Below are 17,953 nucleotides of genomic sequence, written 5' to 3' on the forward strand. Positions count from 1 at the left end.
ATAAAAAAGCGATAAAAAGGCCAGCAAGGCCATTTTCTTGATGTTTTGCGCTACCGCCGCCAGTAAACACTGCATCTGCACTTTCGCCAGACCACGGAACCGTGCATAGCGATGGCCATGATGCTGTTTTGCGTCTGCGAAGCTGCGTTCAACCGTCTCTTTTCGTCGGTTGTAAATCTTCTTACCCCACGGACAGCAGCCGCAAACCACTCACATGCTCTTTATCCTCTTCCCAGACATGCCGGGTTATCGTTTTCTTATACTGCTTGTTCTTCGTGCAGTCCTGACGTAGCGGGCAATCCTGACACACTTTAGGGTTAGATTGATAATGCCGGTAGCCCTGACGGTCTGTCGTGCTGTAAGTCAGGATTTCACCTTGGGGGCAACGATAGGTATCGGTTGTTTTATCGTAGGTAAATTGCTTCTTCTTAATCGGATTAGCGGTGACATTGGGACGACGGTAGGCAATAACCGGTGCAATTTGCCGCTCCCGGATTAAATGGCAAAGCGGTGCAGTAAAGTAGCCCGCATCCAAACCAACGGCTATCGGACTAAACTTAAAGCGCTCAAGCTGACGGTCTAATCTGGCCAGATAGGGCTGGCTATCATGCACATTCCCCGGCGTCACGAAGGTATCCGTGATGATGCCGTGGCGGCCATCCACGGTGCGATGGTCCAAGGTAGAAGAAGCCCTGTGGTTTGCCTTCCCGCGTCATAAAGCCACTGTCAGGGTCGGTTGTGCTGACCTTTTGATTTTTGGTTTCGGGCTCCTTCGAGTCATCTTGCTTCAGTGGCGCTTTGCCATGGGCTAACCGGTCCTCTTCAACCGCCTTGTTGAGCTCAGCGATATACGCCGATGCACTGACCGCCACCTCTTTGTTCACCGCCTTGCGCTTATTGGCATTGGCTTTTAAATGTGTGCTGTCAGTGTAAAGCGTGTGACCACCAATCAGACGCTGCTCATACGCCTGTTCAACTATCCGGTCGAAGATACGCTGAAACACATCCGTGCCGTTAAAACGACGAATACGATTCTGGCTCAGCGTGGAGGCATCAGGCACTTTCTCGGTTAATCCCATCCGCAAAAACCAGCGATAAGCCACATTAACCTGAATTTCCTGTACCAGACGACGCTCACTGGGAATGCCAAACAGATAGCCGAGGATCATCATCTTAAACAAACGGACAGGGTCAATCGGCGGACGGCCATTATCTTTGCAGTAGAGATGTTCGACTTCAGCACGAATGAACTCGAAATCAATGGCGGCATCGACCTTGCGAACCAAATGGTTCTTCGGTACCAGCTCTTCGAGCGTGACCATTTCTAACTGATATTGTTGAGGAGAGGGAGTTTTGAGCATGTTGGTTAGCCTTCAAATCAACTAACCCTATTAGATCAAAGTCCTGGATCGGCGTCCAGGACTTTGTCAGCAGTCTGAAAAACCCGGTAATACCGGGTTTTTCTGTACAAAACGAAATTAACGCTTTGAGTACTGTGGACGTTTACGTGCTTTACGCAGACCCACTTTCTTACGCTCAACCTGACGGGCGTCACGGGTAACGAAGCCAGCTTTACGCAGGGCTGGACGCAGTGACTCGTCAAATTCCATCAGTGCACGGGTGATACCGTGACGGATAGCGCCGGCCTGACCAGAAATACCACCGCCTTTAACAGTGATGTACAGGTCAAACTTTTCTACCATATCAACCAGTTCTAACGGCTGCTTTACTACCATGCAGGCAGTTTCACGGCCGAAGTACTCTTTCAGGCCACGTTGGTTAACAACGATGTTACCTGAACCAGCTTTTAAGAAAACACGCGCCGTTGAGCTCTTACGACGACCAGTTCCGTAGTATTGATTCTGTGCCATGTTATGCTCCGATTAAATATCTAAAACTTGCGGTTGCTGAGCAGCGTGCTGATGCTCTGCGCCGGCGTAAACTTTTAACTTACGGAACATAGCGCGACCCAGTGGGCCTTTAGGCAACATGCCTTTGATAGCTGATTCCAGAACCATTTCCGGCTTCTTAGCAATCAACTTCTCGAAGTTGATTTCTTTGATACCGCCTGGGAAACCAGTGTGCGAGTAATACATTTTCGCCTGAGCTTTGTTACCGGTAACAACCACTTTGTCCGCGTTTACCACGATGATGTAGTCACCAGTGTCAACGTGCGGCGTGAATTCCGGCTTATGCTTACCACGCAGACGCGCAGCGATCTCAGTAGCGATACGACCTAATGTCTTACCGTTTGCATCAACAACGTACCAGTCGCGAGTTACGCTTTCTGGTTTTGCAGTAAAAGTTTTCATTAAACTCATTCCAAAATAACTAAAGTTACACCTGACAAAGTGCAGGGCTGATGCACAGTGTCGTTATCGCACCCCTTCGAATGCAAAAACTGCCGGGCTAACGGCAGTATAAGGCTGTAACGTTGGCCGGGCGCGGATTATATATTAAACAGCAATAAAGATCAGCAGTCTGACGCGAAATTTTTTAGCTTAGGGTAAATGTTCGCTGGCCAGATAATCATGCGACTGCATTTCCTGTAACCGGCTGATACAGCGTTTAAATTCAAAACTGAGTAAACCGCCCTGATATAGCTGTTCCAGCGGTACCGCGGCCGAGATAATTAACTTAACGTGCCGCTCGTAGAATTCGTCAACCAGCGCAATAAAGCGGCGCGCCACATCGTCATTATGCTGCCCCATGGGCTGCACACCGGATAACAGCACGGTATGGTATAACTTGCTCAATTCCATATAGTCATACTGACTACGGGCGGTTTCACACAGCTCATAAAAACTAAACCAGACAATGCCATCGGCCTCGGCACGGGTTTGCAGTTTACGGTTCGCCACTTCGATACTGACCGCGCTTTGCCGCGGCTCAACTGACAGTACCAGAAAGTACTGTTCCAGATTGGTATCAGCTTGCGGGTCAAGTGGGTAGTGATAAATCTCGGCTTGTTCCAGGGTGCGTAGCCGGTAATCAATACCGCTGTCGACATTAACCACCTTGGTGTAGCGTTTTATCAGTTCAATTGCCGGCAGAAAGCGCGCCCGCTGCAGGCCATTGCGATACAGGCCATCGGGTTCAATATTTGAGGTTGCTACCAGCGTGATACCCCGGGCGAACAGTGCCTGCATTAGCGTACCCAGGATCATCGCATCGGTAATATCAGAGACAAAGAACTCATCAAAACAGATAATATCGGTTTGCGCCTTAAAGCGATCGGCCACTTTTTCCAGCGGATCACTGACGCCTTTCAGCTGTTTTAGCTCTTCATGCACCCGGTGCATAAAACGGTGGAAATGCACGCGCAGCTTGCGCTCGCCTGGCAGGCATTCGTAGAAGGTGTCCACCAGATAGGTTTTACCACGCCCGACACCGCCCCAGAAATATAAGCCCAGCAATGGCTGCGGTAGCTGCACCTTACCACTCAAGCGCTGCCATAAACTGGGTTTGTAAGGCGGGCGGTTGATATAATCATCGAACAGGCGCTGCAGTTGCTTAACCGCAAACTCCTGCGCAGCATCATAATGAAAATCAGCACGTTTCAGATCTTGCTGATATTTTTCCAGTGGCGTCATAAGTTTTACTTGAAAGTCTGCTGGTTAACCTCTAATTAAGGTTCATAATCTTAACATGCCTTACCACCTTGTATAAGAAGTTAGGGTAGACTACGCCATATTTTTGTAATTAAGGAGTTAGCATGGACTTAACGACGTCTCTGGTCTGGTTAGTTGTTGGCATCATCGTCGGTGGCGTAACCACCCGTTTAATCAGTATCCGCCAATTCGGGCAAAGCAAGTTACAACAGGAACTGGATGAAAGTAAGAAACAGTTGGCGCAATATCGCCAGGATGTGTCTGAACATCTGGACACCACGCACCAGTTAATGAGTCAGCTGCAGGATAACTACGCCAAGATCGCCCGTCATGTGCAGCAATCCAAGATGCAACTGGTTGAGCAACCGGTTAATCCGCGGGATGAAATTAATTTCTTTTCGGCCGACACCCACCGCCAGATCAAACAGTCGTTACATCAGCTGGATGAGCGTCGCCGTCAGCACTCGGTAACGGAACAGCAACCACGCGACTACTCCGGTGAGGCCAGCGGGCTGATTAAGGAAAAACCGCGTAAGGACGACTAAGTTCGTCCTTTACAGCAATAAATTTCGGCGATTAATTCAGAACTTTTTTATCTAAAACGCCTCTTAGTCTCACCTTTTCTTGAGGAGTCTATCAGACGATGAATAAAAAACTGTCTTTGCTTAGCGCTGCAGTTTTTGCAGCATTCACCCTCACTGCGGTAACGCCGGCGAATGCCGCCCTACCCTTTCTCAATCGCGCCAATCAGCAGGAAATGCCGACCCTGGCGCCGATGCTGGAACAAGCAACGCCAGCCGTAGTTTATATTTCAGTGGCTGGTAGTCGCGAAGTCCGGCAGCGGGTACCCGATGCATTCCGGCATTTCTTTGGGCCGCGCGGTCCGGGTGAACTGCGTGAAGAGCGGCCGTTCCGTGGCCTGGGTTCCGGCGTAATTATCGATGCCGCCAAAGGCTATATTGTTACCAATAACCATGTGGTACAGGACGCCAGTGAAATTCAGGTACGGCTGAAAGACGGCCGCACCTTTAGCGCGAAAAAACTCGGTGCCGATCCGGAAAGCGATATCGCACTGTTACAGATTGAAGCCAAAGATCTGGTGCAACTGCCGCTGGCCGACTCTGATCAATTGCGGGTTGGTGATTTTGCCATCGCCATCGGTAACCCCTTTGGACTGGAGCAAACCGTAACCTCCGGTATCATCAGTTCACTAAGCCGCAGTGGCCTGAACCGCGGTGATGCCTTTGAAGACTTTATTCAGACCGATGCCGCCATTAACAGCGGTAACTCGGGCGGCGCTCTGGTGAACCTGCGTGGTGAGCTGATCGGTATTAATACTGCTATCCTTGGCCCCAACGGCGGCAATATTGGTATTGGTTTCGCCATTCCCAGTAATATGATGAAAAATCTGGTTGATCAGATCCTGGAGTTTGGTGAAGTGCGCCGTGGCAGCCTCGGGGTGCGTGGCTCCAATGTCACAGCTGAATTGACCAAGGCGTTAAATCTGAACGTCAACCGTGGCGCCTTTGTCGGTGAAGTTCTGCCCGACAGTGCGGCTGCCAAGGCGGGGCTGCAATCCGGCGATGTGATTGTCAGCATTAACAGCAACCGCATTCAGAGTTTTGATGAGTTGCGCGCCAAAATTGCTACCCTGGGTGCCGGTCGGGAAGTGACGCTTGGCGTACTGCGGGATGGCCGTGAGCGTAATATCAAAGTCACGCTGCAAGAAGCGGCCAGCACCACGGTTGAAGCGACTGAGCTGCACCCGATGCTCAGAGGGGCAACCCTCAGTAATACCGAGCGCGGCATTGAAATTACCGCAATTGAAGCCAATTCAGCCGCTGCGCAGGTGGGTTTACGCCAGGGCGACCTGATTGTTGGCGTTAACCGGCAACGCGTTAGCAATATGAATGAGCTACGCCGTTTACTGGAACAACGTGACGGCGGTGTGGCGGCGCTGAATATCCAGCGTGGAGATAGCCTGCTCTATATCCTGATCCGCTAAAAATCTTCGCGGGCAACAGTCGCTTAGCGCTACTGTCTGCCCGCTTTTAATGCTATGCTAGCGCTATTAATTCTCGTTCAGAAATGAAACTGTGCGCACCAGCCTGCTGTTTATCCTGCGAAGCATTGCCTATGGCCTGGCCCTGGCATTTATCCTGGTTTGGTTTTTCCCGAACCTGGCCGGTATCAGCTTGCCCAGTTTCCAGTCCCAGGCTGAAGAACAAAGCACTGCGCCGGTATCCTATAGCCGCGCCGTTAGACGGGCTGCCCCCGCCGTCGTCAATGTCTATACACGTAGCCGCATCGTCGATCCCCGCTCGCTGCGCCCCCGTACTATTGAACGCCAGGAGCTGGGCTCAGGCGTCATTATGTCGGCTGAAGGCTATATTCTGACTAACTATCATGTCGTTTATGGCGCCGACCATATTGAAGTGGCGCTGCAGGATGGCCGCTGGCTGGAAGCAGTATTAATTGGCCAGGATGAAATCTCTGATTTAGCCGTGCTATACGTGCAGGCAGATAATCTGCCGGTGATCCCGCAGGATCCGTCAATTGAGCCCCAGGTCGGTGATCTGGTGCTGGCCATTGGCAACCCACTCAATTTAGGTCAGACCATCACTCAGGGTATTATCAGTGCTAATGGCAATACCGGCTTGAGCTCGCGCGGTTATCCGGATTTTATGCGGATGGACGCTGCCATCAACAAAGGGAACTCAGGGGGCGCCCTGGTGAACAGTAATGGCGTGCTGGTTGGCATTAATGCAGCAGCCTTTCAGGTACAGAATCAGGACATTCAGGGTATCTTTTTTGCTGTGCCCTACCAGCTGGCGCGCAATATTATGGAAAAACTGATCAAATATGGCCGGGTTACCCGCAGCTACCTTGGCGTGTCTGGCGAAGCAGTGGTGAACTCTGCCGGTGATCGTCTGTTTTCTACCGGACAACCGCTATACGGCTTGATGCTAACGGAAGTCGCCGCAGGCGGTCCAGCCGCCGTTGCAGGTTTGCAAAGCGGCGATATTATTCTGGAAATAGCAGGCCAACAATTCAGTGATATGCGCCAGGCGATGAACTTTATTGCTGAAACCAAACCGGATACTGAGCTACCTATCACTATCGATCGCGGCGGTCAGCGCCTGACTATCGCGACCACAGTGCGGGAACAACGCCGCCGTTAATTCACCTTGACCTCACCGACTCAGCGCTACCAGTCAGCAGCCAACATCAGTGCCATACAAAGCGTCGCCAAAAAAATACCCGGCTCAAACCGGGTATTTTTCGTTGGCTAAACAGCTCGCTATCAGGCGTTAATCCGCTCGATATGCGCGCCCAGCCGCTGTAGCTTGTCTTCGATGCGCTCGTAACCGCGATCAATATGATATATCCGGTCGACAACAGTGGTCCCCTGCGCTACCAGACCGGCAATAACCAGGCTGGCCGAAGCACGCAGGTCGGTTGCCATCACCTGAGCCGCAGTCAGCGAAGGGCTGTGCTGACAAACAGCGGTATTGCCCTCCAGACGAATACGGGCGCCCATGCGCTGTAATTCAGGTACGTGCATAAAGCGGTTTTCAAAGATCGTTTCCGTGACCATACCCACGCCTTCGGCAACCACGTTTAGCACAGTAAATTGCGCCTGCATATCGGTTGGAAAGCCAGGATGCGGTACCGTTTTCACATCAACTGAATTCAGCTTGCGGCCCGTCATATTCAGGCGGATCCAGTCTTCACCTGTAGTAACCTCGGCGCCGGCTTCACGCAATTTCTCCAATACCACTTCCAGATCGGCTGGCGCGGCATTGCGACAAATAATATCGCCTTTGGTGACGGCAGCAGCAACCAGGAAGGTGCCGGTTTCAATGCGATCCGGCAGTACCTTATGCTGACCACCATGCAATGCTGGCACCCCTTCGATCACCAGCGTATCGGTACCGGCACCACTGATTTTCGCACCATGACTGTTCAGATAGACCGCCAAATCGACCACTTCCGGCTCGCGGGCTGCATTCTCAATAATGGTTTTGCCATCTGCCAGTACGGCGGCCATCATCAGGTTCTCAGTACCGGTTACGCTGACCATATCCATTACGATATGTGCCGCCTTTAAACGGCTGGCGCGGGCTTTGATATAGCCGTTCTCAACGGTAATTTCTGCCCCCATCTTGCGCAGACCATCGATATGCAGGTTAACCGGCCGGGCGCCGATAGCGCAGCCACCAGGCAAGGACACTTCTGCCTGGCCAAAGCGCGTCAGTAACGGGCCCAGTGCCAGAATAGAGGCACGCATGGTTTTAACCAGCTCGTAAGGCGCAAACTGATTGCTGATGGCACTGGCGTCAACGCTAACCACATCATCCTCATGTGAGACCTTGGCACCGAAAAGTTGCAACAGCTTCAGGGTGGTTTCAATATCTTTTAAGCGCGGCACATTGCTGATCGTTGTTGGCTGCTCGGCCAACAAGCTGGCAAATAAAATTGGCAGGGCGGCATTTTTAGCGCCGGAGATCACGACCTCTCCCTGCAGAGGGCCATTGGCGGTAACAAGAAACTGTTGCATAGAAAATCTCAGAACGGAGGATTGAGTAACTTTTCTCTACGCCATTGCTCTGGCGTAAAGGCTTTAATACTGAGCGCGTGAATACTGCCATCAGCAATGGCTTGCATCAAAGGTGCGTAGACCATTTGCTGTTGCTTAACGCGACTTAACCCATCAAAACAGCTGCCGACGGCGGTGACTGCATAATGCGAACCTTCTGCTTTGACATACACTTCACTCAGCTGCAGCTCGGTTTGCAGCAGCTGTTCAATCTGTTGTAACTCCATCTGAGCACCTTAATCGACTATCGGCAATAGATCGGCAACGGCGCTAACTCGTGCCAATGACAGGAGTTGTGCCGGAGCCTGGCGGATCTGCAACTGCAGATCCCGCTGTTGTGCCAGCGCCAGCTGTTCGATCAGCCAGGCTAACCCGGCTGAGTCTACATTGGTTAGGGCGGAGAAATCAAAAACAACCTGCCCTGATAAGCTTTTTAACAGCGTAAAAGGCAAATAGTCGAGCAGGGTTTCCCGATCCAGCTCACCGCGAAAAACGAGAACCTGCCCCTGCTGGGTAATGGTTAGTGCCACAATTTACTCCGCCGTACCAGCTGGCTCAGCTTCCGGGATCTTCACCGGATCTTTGGCTTTTTCGCGCAACATCACGGTTACCCGCTCCAAGCCTTGCTGGCGGATTAAATTACTTAACTCAGCACGCTTGCTATCCAGTAATGAGATACCTTCGGCAATCATATCGATCACCAGCCAGGTTTCCGCATTACGCGGCCGGCGTAATTTAAAATCAATCACAATATCCGGCTTGCCCGGATCAATGACCCGGGTACGTACTGTGGTGATCAGGTTATTGCCAATGGCGCGTGATGGCTCAATCATCACCTTCTGCTCTTTATAGTAAGTTAAAGCACCAGCATAAGAGCCAATCATATACTGCTCAAAAGCACTGACAAACTCATTAAAGGCTTCTTGATTGGCACGGATATCTACGCTGCGGCCGACAATAGTGGCAGCGGCATAGCGGCTATCGACATAGGGCAGCAGCTCTTCAATCACGATAGTGCGCAGATGCTCTAAATCCTGCTGGATCAGTGGCTGATCAGCCTTGATCCGACTAAAGGTTTTATCGGCAACCACTTCAATCAGTTTGTTCGGATCGCTAAAGGTTTCCGTTGCCTGCGCCGGCGCTAACCAGAGCGTGGTAACCGCAAGCAGGGCTGTAAGATTTTTCAGTAAGGCGTTCATTAGTTCCCCCGGTTAAATAAAAACTGACCAATTAACTCTTCCAGCACGATGGCAGAACGGGTGTCTTCAATCATGTCGCCATCTGCCAGCATCTCGACCGTATCGTCGACAAAGCCCGGTATCAAGCCAATATACTGCTCACCTAACAGACCTGAAGTCAGGATGGCAACAGAACTGGTTTCCGGAAAGTTGCTGTATTCGGTATTAATCGCCAGGCGAACCACCGGCGTGTAAGTGACCCGATCCAGCTCGATCGAGCTGACACGACCTACGATGACGCCACCGACTTTGACCGGTGACCGCACTTTCAGACCACCTATGTTGTCGAATTTAGCGAACAGGGTATAGGTTTGCGAATTACCGCCAAAGCCGGTATCCGCTACCCGTAACGCCAACATCACAAAGGCGGCAAACGCCAGCACAATAAAGCCACCTACCAGTATTTCCATTTTACGTGTGGTCATCTTTTATCCACCAAACATTACTGCAGTTAATATGAAATCAAAACCCAAAACAGCCAGCGACGCCGTCACTACCGTCTCAGTCGTCGCCCGGCTGATCCCCTCAGAGGTTGGCACGGCATCATAGCCTTTGTGTAAAGCAATCCAGATCACCACCAGCGCAAACACCAGACTTTTAATGACACCATTCATCACATCCTGATACAAATCGACATTAGCCTGCATCGCTGACCAGTAGCTACCGGCATCAACACCTAACCATTCCACACCTACCAGGTGGCCACCTAAGATACCAACAGCATTAAAAATTAATGCTAACAACGGCATACAGATCACACCGGCCCAGAATCTTGGGGCGATAATGCGGCGTAAAGGGTCAACAGCCATCATTTCCATACTGGACAGCTGTTCCGTTGCCTTCATCAGGCCGATCTCGGCCGTTAAAGCACTGCCCGCCCGACCGGCAAACAACAAGGCTGTCACCACCGGGCCGAGTTCACGTAGTAAACTGAGCGAAACCAAAGGCCCAAGCATGCCCTCAGCGCCAAACTTCACCAGTACGTTGTACCCCTGCAGTGCCAGTACCATACCGATAAAGAGGCCTGATACCAGAATAATCAGCAGTGAAAGAACCCCTATCACATAGAGCTGTTTCACCAGTAGCGGAAAGCCCTTGCGGAAGTCTGGCTTACCCAGTAAGGCACCAAACAACATAAAGCCGGCGCGGCCAAAACCGGCTACTGTGCTGATGGTGCTATGACCTATTCGTTGTAATCTGTCAGCAATCACCTTGTCAGCTCCATTAATTCATCCTGATAGGCCGCGGCTTTAAAGTGGAAAGGTACCGGACCATCTGCTTCACCGCGCAGGAACTGTTGCACCAGCGGCGAAGGGTCATTACGTAGTTGTTCCGGAGTGCCCTCGCCAATCACCGTTTTATCCGCCACCACATAGACATAATCAGCGATACTCATCACTTCAGTCACATCATGCGATACCACCACTGAGGTCAGACCCAGTGCATTATTCAGCTCACGGATCAGACGGACAATCACGCCCATCGAAATCGGATCCTGCCCGGCAAAGGGCTCATCGTACATAATCAGCTCAGGATCAAGTGCTATAGCCCTGGCCAGCGCCGCACGACGTGCCATACCACCGGACAATTCAGCTGGCATCAAGTCACGGGCACCACGTAAGCCAACAGCTTCCAGCTTCATCAGCACAATGCGGCGGATCAGCGACTCCGGTAGCTTGGTATGTTCGCGCAGCGGAAAGGCCACGTTGTCAAAAACGGTCATTTCGGTAAACAAGGCACCGCTTTGAAACAGCATGCTCATTTTTTTGCGCGCCTGATACAGCTCGCTGCGTGACAGGCGAGGAATATCCCGGCCTTCAAACAGAATTTTCCCACTGTCAGGTTTGAGCTGGCCGCCAATCAGCTTGAGCAGTGTGGTTTTGCCAATGCCACTTGGCCCCATAATGGCAGTGACCTTACCGCGCTGCACCTGCATATTCATGGCCCGGTAGATCGGGCGATCACCGCGCGAAAAGCTTAGCCCCTGAATATCTATTAATATCTCAGACAACATCGTTCTCCATGAATTAACCGTGATACCGGCTACGGCTAACTTAAGTGTCAGACTGGCATGTTTACATACATAACTGTATGTTTGCAATCATTGCCAGACGTCAAGGTTGTATTATTGTAAACGGAATCACCTGCGGAGTGGTTACAAAAATTCGTAACAAAGTATGCGCAAATTCGAAAAGCCGTACCTGACTGCACTAAAGCCGAGGTTTTTTTGCATTTGTTGACAAGAAGCGGGAAAATACCTGCTCGTTGTTTACACCTAAAACCGGACACTATGATATCACCTTTGTCGTTAGCCATCATCTTTGTTATCGTCGGCCTGGTCTTGTTGATTTGGAGCGCCGACCGTTTTGTCTATGGTGCTTCTTCAATTGCCCGTAATAGCGGTATCTCGCCAATGATTATCGGCTTAACCATCGTTGCCATGGGTTCATCCGCCCCGGAAATGCTGGTTTCCGCCACTGCTGCCGCTCAGGGCCGGTTAGATACCTCGGTCGGCAACGCCCTGGGTTCAAACATCACCAATATCCTGCTGGTGATTGGCGTCGCAGCCTTACTTAAACCTATTGCTGTCGCCTCTCTTACCCTGAAACGCGAATTTCCAATGTTGCTGCTGTTTACCTTTCTGGGCTTTTACTTAATATCAGACCATAACTTAACGCGGGCTGAAGGCTTGATATTACTGGGGTGCTTTGTTGGTTTTATCGCCACACTGGTGTATTGGGGTAAACATGCCACGCCAGACGATCCGTTAATTGCCGAAATTGAAGCGGAATTGCCGGAACCGACCTCCAACGTTAAAGCCATTTTCTGGATCGTCGCCGGTTTAGTATTGCTGTTGGCCAGTTCGCAACTGCTGGTTCATGGTGCAGTCACTATTGCCCGCTATGCTGGCTTAAGCGATCTGGTGATTGGTTTAACCATTATTGCCATCGGCACCAGCCTGCCAGAACTGGCAGCCAGTGTGATTGGTATTTTAAAAGGTGAAGATGATTTAGCGCTGGGTAATATTATCGGCTCCAATATCTTTAATATTTTAGCGGTGCTGGGCTTAGGCGCAGTAATTGGCCCGGGCAGCCTGGATATTAACGCAGGTACCCGTGATAGCTATGTGATGATTGCTGCCACCCTGCTGATGTTGCTGATGTCACTGCGACTTGGGCGCCAGCAACGGATTAACCGGCTGGAAGGTGGTCTATTGCTAAGCGGCTTTGTCGGTTATCAATATTTATTATTTACTCAACTTGCGTAAGACAGGAACTATGGCCTCTCAGACTTTTCGTGATCAGGCACTGCAAGTACTGCGAATAGAAGCTCAGGCGGTGCAGCAACTGGAACAATACCTTGATCAGCACTTTGAACGTGCCTGCCAGCTGATTCTGGACGCCAGCGGCAAGGTGATTGTCAGTGGTATTGGTAAGTCAGGTCATATTGCCAATAAGATCGCAGCGACCCTGGCTTCGACCGGTACGCCGGCGTTTTTTGTCCATCCCGGAGAAGCCAGCCATGGCGATCTGGGCATGCTTTCAGCCGGTGATATTATGATTGCCATTTCAAACTCCGGCGAAACAGCGGAAGTCTTGACCATAGTACCGGTGATCAAACGCCTGGGCATTCCGCTGATTGCGATGACCGGCAAACCTGACTCTACTCTGGCACAAGTTGCCGATGTGCATATTTGTGTCGCTGTAGCACAGGAAGCCTGCCCACTGGGTTTGGCACCAACCGCCAGCACTACCGCCACCCTCGCTATGGGTGATGCCATTGCCGTCGCGGTGCTGGATGCCAGAGGCTTTTCTGCTGATGATTTCGCGCTGTCACACCCCGGTGGAAGTCTCGGCCGCAAGCTGTTGCTGCGCCTGTCAGATATTATGCATCAGGGCGAGCAGGTCCCTATCGTTGCCCGGCAAGCCAGTATTAAAGACGCCTTACTGGAGATATCAAAGAAAGGCCTGGGGATGACCACTATCGTCAATCCCGATGGCAGTTTGGCCGGTATTTTCACGGATGGTGATTTGCGACGTATTCTGGACCAACGCCTGGATATCCATACCGTAGCCATTGAACAGGTTATGACGGCGAATTGCATTACTGCCAAAGCCGATATGTTAGCGGCAGAAGCACTGAATATTATGCAGCAAAAGAAGATTAACGGCTTGATCGTAGTCGATGAGCAGCGCCAGCCGGTAGGCGCCTTAAATATGCATGATTTATTAAAAGCCGGGGTGCTATAAATGGAGCTGTATCAGCAACTTTATCAACCACTCAGTGACCAGCAAGCAAACCTGGCCCGTCAAATCCGCTTATTAATATGTGATGTAGACGGCGTATTCTCGGATGGCAGGATCTATCTTGGCAACGCCGGCGAAGAGTTAAAAGCGTTTCACACCCGCGATGGCTATGGCATCAAAGCATTGCGCCAGGCCGGTATTGAGGTGGCGGTCATCACCGGCCGGCGTTCAGCTATTGTAGAACAGCGCATGAAGGCACTGACTGTAAAGCACATCTATCAGGGCCAGGAAAATAAAATGGCCGCCTTTGCGGAAATTCTGGCACTGTTGCAACTTCAGCCAGATCAGGTTGCCTATATAGGTGATGATCTGGCCGACTGGCAGGTAATGCAGCACTGTGGCCTGGCTGTCGCTGTGCGGGATGCCCATCCCTATCTGCAACAACAGGCGCACCTTTGCACCAGTTTACCCGGTGGCTATGGCGCGGTACGGGAACTGTGTGATTTGTTACTGATTGCACAGCAGCGCTTTCTGCAATTTGATGGTAGCAGCACATGAGAAAGTTTTTCGTATTAAGTGTCACCGCCCTGGTACTGCTTGCGGCCTACTTATGGTTTGCGCCGCAAGGCGGCGATACCGATCGCCAGGCCGACCGCGAATTCCTGCCCGATTATATTGCGGAAAACCTGACCTTGCGTGTTTATGACCAGCAGGGCTATATTGCGGATCATCTACAAGCCAAACGGCTGGAACATTTTGAGCAACTGGGTTTTACGCAGTTTGAATTGCCGCGCTACACCCTGTTTAACGATGAACATCAAGCCGCTTGGGAAATCAGCAGTCAGCAAGGTATTTGGTTTCCGGAAGATAAAATTATTCTGGAACAGCAAGTCCTGCTCAGAAATTTGCTGCCTGGCGAGTTTATTGAACAGGTTGAAACAGCCTCATTACAAATGCTGTTGCCAGAAAAAACGCTGCAAACGCATGAGCGGGTGCGGCTTAGCGGACCAGGCTTTTATATTCTGGGCATCGGCCTGCAGGCCGACCTCACGGCACAACATTTAGTGCTGCAAAAACATCTGGAAACGGTATACGCCAATGAAAACTAAGTTATTAATCGCTGCAGTATTTTTTAGTTCGCAAGCTCTGGCAGCGACGAAGCCAGATCATACTTTGCCGATTGCGATTAACGCAGATAATACTGAGGCGTCCATTCGCGATAATATCGCGGTTTACGTCAACAATGTCGAAGTCACCCAAGGCTCCTTGCTAATCAAAGCCGATAAGCTGGAGATCAATGCCAGTGCCGGTAAAGGTAATGAGGTGTTTATTTTTACCGGTCGTCCGGCTACCTATTCCCAATTACTGGAAGGCGACCGGCCGGTAACGGCTCAGGCGAATGAGATCCGCTACGATTTGGCCAGCCGGACCCTGACGCTGACTGCGGATGCCGAGCTTACCCAAAGCGGTTCTCTGGTGCGTGGTGATGTGATTCGTTATAACATCGAGTTACAACAGTTAACGGCCGGCAGTGAACAAAACCGGCGGGTAACCACCATTTTCACGCCAGAAACCAAGGAAAATCAATGAAGTTAGTGGTTTCACATCTGGCCAAAAGCTATAAAGGCCGGCAGGTGGTAAAAGATGTCAGTCTGGAAGTCAAAGCAGGTCAGATCGTTGGCTTGTTGGGACCCAATGGTGCCGGCAAAACCACCACTTTTTATATGATTGTTGGTCTGGTGCCATCCGATAAAGGTCAGATCACGTTAAACGAGCAAGATATCACCTTCGCCCCTATTCATCAGCGTGCCCGGGCGGGTATTGGTTATTTACCGCAGGAAAGTTCGATTTTCCGCAAATTGACGGTATACGACAATTTGCTGGCAATTCTGGAAACCCGAAAGGAACTTAACCGCCAGCAAAGGGAAGAAATCGCCGATGACCTGCTGGAAGAATTTCATATTGGCCATATTAAAAATAGCCTTGGCATGGCGCTGTCTGGTGGTGAGCGGCGGCGGGTAGAGATCGCACGCGCCCTGGCCGCAGATCCGGCTTTTATTTTGCTGGATGAGCCCTTTGCCGGTGTGGACCCGATTTCGGTGCTGGATATTAAAAAAATTATTCAACACCTATGCCATCGCGGCATTGGGGTACTGATCACTGACCATAATGTGCGGGAAACCCTCGATGTCTGTGAAATAGCCTATATTGTCAGCCATGGTGAATTAATTGCCGCCGGCTCGCCGCAGGAAGTGTTAGCGAATCAACAGGTCCGCGATGTATACCTGGGTGAGCAATTCAGGCTATAGTAGGGCAATCAGCGTCAAGTCCTCCACCCGCTGACACGGAAGGCGCAATCAGGCGGCACAGACCGCAGCCACTTCCTGGATGGAGGGGATATACTCAGGAGAGAATCAGACTTACATGAAGCCGTCTTTACAACTTCGCCTTGGCCAACAGCTAACAATGACGCCACAGCTGCAGCAAGCGATCCGCTTGTTACAGCTCTCAACCATTGAGCTGCAGCAGGAAATCCAGGAAGCGCTGGATGCCAACCCCTTGCTTGAGCCCGACGACGACTTCGAACCGGGCACGCCCGAGACGGACCTGAGCCTGTCGAATATCAACCGTGAAGACAGCAGTGGGTCAACGTCTGACAGTGAAGACTACCAAGCTGGTAATGACGATTATCCGGAATTTAATGACGTTAGTGAGCGCGATACCAGCGAGGCAATGGCCGAGCAGAATATTCAGGAAGACCTACCACTGGACAATAACTGGGACGATTTAGTCAGTGCCGCCCCGGTCAGCAATGGCACTCTGCCAGACGAGGATCTGGTATATCAGGGCGAAACCACCGAAACCTTACAGGACTATTTGCGTTGGCAAATGGACCTAACGCCCTTTTCTGAGACAGACCGCGCCATTGCCGAAGTCATTATCGAAGCCGTTGATGAAGCCGGTTTGCTGACCATAGATGTGGAAGATATCTTAGCTTCACTGCAGTTGCCGGATGTCGAAGCCGATGAAGTCGAAGCCGTATTAAAACGGATCCAATTGTTTGATCCTGTTGGTGTGGCGGCCCGCTCGGTGAAAGAGTGTTTGCTGATCCAATTACGGCAGTTTGATCCTGCCACCCCCTATTTAAATGACGCAAAACAAATAATCAGCGAATATACCGACTTTTTAGCTAACCGGGACTTTCGTTCTTTGATGCGGGTGACTAAACTCAAAGAAGATGAGTTAAAAGAAGTGATGCGCTTGATCCACAGCCTGAACCCGCGCCCCGGCGCCGATGTGATCAGGCAGGAACAACAATATGTGATTCCTGATGTGGTGGTAACCAAGGTTAAAGGTCGTTGGCAGGTGGAGCTGAATCCGGATGCCATGCCCAAAGTGAAAATCAACCAGCAGTATGCCGCGCTGTCCAGAACGGTCAGAAGCAGCGCCGACAGCCAGTTTATCCGCTCACATCTGCAGGAGGCAAAATGGTTTTTGAAAAGTCTGGAAAGCCGCAACGAAACCTTGCTAAAGGTCGCCAACTGTATCGTGCAACAACAACAAGCCTTTTTTGAGCATGGCGAAGAAGCCATGAAACCCATGGTATTAAATGATGTGGCAGAAATGGTAAGTATGCATGAGTCGACAATATCCCGGGTTACTACCCAAAAGTACATGCATACGCCGCGCGGAATTTTTGAACTTAAATTCTTCTTCTCCAGTCATGTTAGTACAGAGAGTGGTGGTGAATGTTCATCCACCGCCATCCGTGCCTTTATCAAGAAATTGGTGGCAGCAGAGAATCCGGCTAAGCCACTGAGTGACAGTAAGATGGCAGAAATCTTATCCGAACAGGGGATCAATGTCGCAAGGCGTACCATCGCCAAGTACCGTGAATCGCTGTTTATTGCGCCATCTAATCAACGAAAGACCTTGCTGTAAGTGTCTTAACAAGAAGGAAGAGTCTATGCAAATCAACTTAACTGGCCGTCATGTAGAAATTACCGACTCTCTGAGAGAATATGTAGACAGTAAATTTTCCAAGTTGGAGCGTCATTTCGAGAATATTAATAATGTGCATGTCATTCTGAACGTTGAAAAACTGAAGCAAATCGCTGAAGCCAAAGTACATTTAAACGGCGGTGAAGTCTTTGCGGTGTCAGAAGATGAAAATATGTATGCTGCAATTGACCAGTTAATTGATAAACTGGACCGGCAAGTGATTAAACACAAAGAAAAGTTGTCGCGACACTAACC

The 17,953-nt window shown here is 50.7% G+C and carries 21 protein-coding genes and 1 pseudogene; 11 read left to right on the forward strand and 11 right to left on the reverse strand.

Translation table 11 applies throughout. The annotated features are described in order from the left end of the window. The 4 genes and pseudogenes from AJE_RS06270 to zapE all read right to left on the reverse strand — a co-directional run. A pseudogene (locus AJE_RS06270) lies at positions 1–1,361 on the reverse strand (IS1182 family transposase); the annotation flags it as partial. Between the two features lie 117 nt (positions 1,362–1,478). Further along, positions 1,479–1,871, reverse strand: a complete 393-nt coding sequence (rpsI, locus tag AJE_RS06275) for a 30S ribosomal protein S9 (RefSeq protein WP_008606886.1) — start codon at positions 1,869–1,871, stop codon at positions 1,479–1,481. A gap of 12 nt (positions 1,872–1,883) precedes the next feature. Next, the gene (gene rplM / locus AJE_RS06280; protein ID WP_008606885.1) at positions 1,884–2,312 is read right to left on the reverse strand and encodes a 50S ribosomal protein L13; all 429 of its coding nucleotides are present in this window, start codon (positions 2,310–2,312) and stop codon (positions 1,884–1,886) included. Between the two features lie 189 nt (positions 2,313–2,501). After that, positions 2,502–3,593, reverse strand: a complete 1,092-nt coding sequence (zapE, locus tag AJE_RS06285) for a cell division protein ZapE (RefSeq protein ID WP_008950145.1) — start codon at positions 3,591–3,593, stop codon at positions 2,502–2,504. A gap of 122 nt (positions 3,594–3,715) precedes the next feature. Here zapE and AJE_RS06290 point away from each other — a divergent pair, with 122 nt between their 5' ends. The 3 genes from AJE_RS06290 to AJE_RS06300 all read left to right on the forward strand — a co-directional run bounded on the left by AJE_RS06290 (position 3,716) and on the right by AJE_RS06300 (position 6,793). Beyond that, a complete protein-coding gene (locus AJE_RS06290; RefSeq protein WP_008606883.1) occupies positions 3,716–4,156 on the forward strand; it encodes a Z-ring associated ZapG family protein in 441 nt (146 codons plus the stop codon). A gap of 98 nt (positions 4,157–4,254) precedes the next feature. After that, positions 4,255–5,616: a DegQ family serine endoprotease gene (locus AJE_RS06295; protein WP_008950146.1), complete on the forward strand. Its 1,362-nt coding sequence runs from the start codon at positions 4,255–4,257 to the stop codon at positions 5,614–5,616. A gap of 91 nt (positions 5,617–5,707) precedes the next feature. Beyond that, on the forward strand, positions 5,708–6,793 hold the full coding sequence (locus tag AJE_RS06300) for a trypsin-like peptidase domain-containing protein (RefSeq protein WP_008950147.1): 1,086 nt from the start codon (positions 5,708–5,710) through the stop codon (positions 6,791–6,793). Between the two features lie 122 nt (positions 6,794–6,915). Here the strand turns inward: AJE_RS06300 and murA are convergent, their stop codons facing one another. Genes murA through mlaF form a run of 7 tightly spaced genes read right to left on the reverse strand, consistent with a single transcriptional unit; the run spans position 6,916 to position 11,463 of the window. After that, on the reverse strand, positions 6,916–8,172 hold the full coding sequence (gene murA, locus AJE_RS06305) for a UDP-N-acetylglucosamine 1-carboxyvinyltransferase (protein WP_008950148.1): 1,257 nt from the start codon (positions 8,170–8,172) through the stop codon (positions 6,916–6,918). Positions 8,173–8,180: 8 nt separating this feature from the next. Continuing rightward, entirely contained in the window at positions 8,181–8,438 is a 258-nt protein-coding gene (locus tag AJE_RS06310; RefSeq protein ID WP_008606877.1) for a BolA family protein, read from the reverse strand. A 9-nt stretch (positions 8,439–8,447) separates the two neighbouring features. Then, a complete protein-coding gene (locus AJE_RS06315; protein ID WP_008606876.1) occupies positions 8,448–8,741 on the reverse strand; it encodes an STAS domain-containing protein in 294 nt (97 codons plus the stop codon). Positions 8,742–8,744: 3 nt separating this feature from the next. Continuing rightward, on the reverse strand, positions 8,745–9,410 hold the full coding sequence (locus tag AJE_RS06320) for an MlaC/ttg2D family ABC transporter substrate-binding protein (protein WP_008606875.1): 666 nt from the start codon (positions 9,408–9,410) through the stop codon (positions 8,745–8,747). Continuing rightward, positions 9,410–9,874 carry an outer membrane lipid asymmetry maintenance protein MlaD gene (gene mlaD / locus AJE_RS06325; RefSeq protein WP_008606873.1) on the reverse strand — a complete coding sequence of 155 codons (465 nt, stop codon included), beginning with the start codon at positions 9,872–9,874 and terminating at the stop codon, positions 9,410–9,412. The genes AJE_RS06320 and mlaD overlap by 1 nt, the downstream gene beginning before the upstream one ends. A 3-nt stretch (positions 9,875–9,877) precedes the next feature. Next, entirely contained in the window at positions 9,878–10,660 is a 783-nt protein-coding gene (gene mlaE / locus AJE_RS06330; RefSeq protein ID WP_008950149.1) for a lipid asymmetry maintenance ABC transporter permease subunit MlaE, read from the reverse strand. Continuing rightward, positions 10,657–11,463 (reverse strand): phospholipid ABC transporter ATP-binding protein MlaF, encoded by an 807-nt coding sequence (gene mlaF / locus AJE_RS06335; protein ID WP_008606871.1) that lies wholly within the window; start codon positions 11,461–11,463, stop codon positions 10,657–10,659. Before mlaF ends, mlaE begins: the two co-directional genes overlap by 4 nt. A gap of 276 nt (positions 11,464–11,739) precedes the next feature. On the opposite strand from mlaF, the gene AJE_RS06340 reads away from it, so the two are divergent. From AJE_RS06340 to hpf, 8 genes are all read left to right on the forward strand, one after another. After that, on the forward strand, positions 11,740–12,717 hold the full coding sequence (locus tag AJE_RS06340; protein WP_008606870.1) for a calcium/sodium antiporter: 978 nt from the start codon (positions 11,740–11,742) through the stop codon (positions 12,715–12,717). 10 nt (positions 12,718–12,727) lie between these two features. Beyond that, positions 12,728–13,699 carry a KpsF/GutQ family sugar-phosphate isomerase gene (locus tag AJE_RS06345; protein WP_008606869.1) on the forward strand — a complete coding sequence of 324 codons (972 nt, stop codon included), beginning with the start codon at positions 12,728–12,730 and terminating at the stop codon, positions 13,697–13,699. Further along, the gene (kdsC, locus tag AJE_RS06350; protein ID WP_008950151.1) at positions 13,700–14,254 is read left to right on the forward strand and encodes a 3-deoxy-manno-octulosonate-8-phosphatase KdsC; all 555 of its coding nucleotides are present in this window, start codon (positions 13,700–13,702) and stop codon (positions 14,252–14,254) included. It begins immediately after the preceding gene. Then, complete coding sequence (gene lptC / locus AJE_RS06355) at positions 14,251–14,805, forward strand: LPS export ABC transporter periplasmic protein LptC (RefSeq protein ID WP_008606867.1); 555 nt, start codon at positions 14,251–14,253, stop codon at positions 14,803–14,805. The genes kdsC and lptC overlap by 4 nt, the downstream gene beginning before the upstream one ends. Then, complete coding sequence (gene lptA / locus AJE_RS06360; RefSeq protein ID WP_008606866.1) at positions 14,795–15,286, forward strand: lipopolysaccharide transport periplasmic protein LptA; 492 nt, start codon at positions 14,795–14,797, stop codon at positions 15,284–15,286. Before lptC ends, lptA begins: the two co-directional genes overlap by 11 nt. Then, on the forward strand, positions 15,283–16,005 hold the full coding sequence (lptB, locus tag AJE_RS06365) for an LPS export ABC transporter ATP-binding protein (RefSeq protein ID WP_008950152.1): 723 nt from the start codon (positions 15,283–15,285) through the stop codon (positions 16,003–16,005). The genes lptA and lptB overlap by 4 nt, the downstream gene beginning before the upstream one ends. 115 nt (positions 16,006–16,120) lie before the next feature. Next, positions 16,121–17,638 carry an RNA polymerase factor sigma-54 gene (locus tag AJE_RS06370; RefSeq protein WP_008950153.1) on the forward strand — a complete coding sequence of 506 codons (1,518 nt, stop codon included), beginning with the start codon at positions 16,121–16,123 and terminating at the stop codon, positions 17,636–17,638. A 25-nt stretch (positions 17,639–17,663) separates the two neighbouring features. Then, the gene (gene hpf, locus AJE_RS06375; protein WP_008606862.1) at positions 17,664–17,951 is read left to right on the forward strand and encodes a ribosome hibernation promoting factor; all 288 of its coding nucleotides are present in this window, start codon (positions 17,664–17,666) and stop codon (positions 17,949–17,951) included. The last annotated feature ends 2 nt before the right edge of the window (positions 17,952–17,953 follow it).

This window comes from Alishewanella jeotgali KCTC 22429 (genome assembly GCF_000245735.1).
In the GTDB taxonomy this organism is placed as follows: domain Bacteria; phylum Pseudomonadota; class Gammaproteobacteria; order Enterobacterales; family Alteromonadaceae; genus Alishewanella; species Alishewanella jeotgali.

Coding starts and splice junctions, on each gene's coding strand:
- AJE_RS06345 (WP_008606869.1), top strand. CDS start 12,728: ATGGCCTCTCAGACTTTTCGTGATCAGGCACTGCAAGTACTGCGAATA.
- AJE_RS06320 (WP_008606875.1), bottom strand. CDS start 9,410: ATGAACGCCTTACTGAAAAATCTTACAGCCCTGCTTGCGGTTACCACG.
- mlaD (WP_008606873.1), bottom strand. CDS start 9,874: ATGACCACACGTAAAATGGAAATACTGGTAGGTGGCTTTATTGTGCTG.
- rplM (WP_008606885.1), bottom strand. CDS start 2,312: ATGAAAACTTTTACTGCAAAACCAGAAAGCGTAACTCGCGACTGGTAC.
- AJE_RS06370 (WP_008950153.1), top strand. CDS start 16,121: ATGAAGCCGTCTTTACAACTTCGCCTTGGCCAACAGCTAACAATGACG.
- hpf (WP_008606862.1), top strand. CDS start 17,664: ATGCAAATCAACTTAACTGGCCGTCATGTAGAAATTACCGACTCTCTG.
- AJE_RS06310 (WP_008606877.1), bottom strand. CDS start 8,438: ATGGAGTTACAACAGATTGAACAGCTGCTGCAAACCGAGCTGCAGCTG.
- murA (WP_008950148.1), bottom strand. CDS start 8,172: ATGCAACAGTTTCTTGTTACCGCCAATGGCCCTCTGCAGGGAGAGGTC.
- lptB (WP_008950152.1), top strand. CDS start 15,283: ATGAAGTTAGTGGTTTCACATCTGGCCAAAAGCTATAAAGGCCGGCAG.
- AJE_RS06340 (WP_008606870.1), top strand. CDS start 11,740: ATGATATCACCTTTGTCGTTAGCCATCATCTTTGTTATCGTCGGCCTG.
- AJE_RS06295 (WP_008950146.1), top strand. CDS start 4,255: ATGAATAAAAAACTGTCTTTGCTTAGCGCTGCAGTTTTTGCAGCATTC.
- AJE_RS06290 (WP_008606883.1), top strand. CDS start 3,716: ATGGACTTAACGACGTCTCTGGTCTGGTTAGTTGTTGGCATCATCGTC.
- lptC (WP_008606867.1), top strand. CDS start 14,251: ATGAGAAAGTTTTTCGTATTAAGTGTCACCGCCCTGGTACTGCTTGCG.
- kdsC (WP_008950151.1), top strand. CDS start 13,700: ATGGAGCTGTATCAGCAACTTTATCAACCACTCAGTGACCAGCAAGCA.
- zapE (WP_008950145.1), bottom strand. CDS start 3,593: ATGACGCCACTGGAAAAATATCAGCAAGATCTGAAACGTGCTGATTTT.
- rpsI (WP_008606886.1), bottom strand. CDS start 1,871: ATGGCACAGAATCAATACTACGGAACTGGTCGTCGTAAGAGCTCAACG.
- lptA (WP_008606866.1), top strand. CDS start 14,795: ATGAAAACTAAGTTATTAATCGCTGCAGTATTTTTTAGTTCGCAAGCT.
- mlaF (WP_008606871.1), bottom strand. CDS start 11,463: ATGTTGTCTGAGATATTAATAGATATTCAGGGGCTAAGCTTTTCGCGC.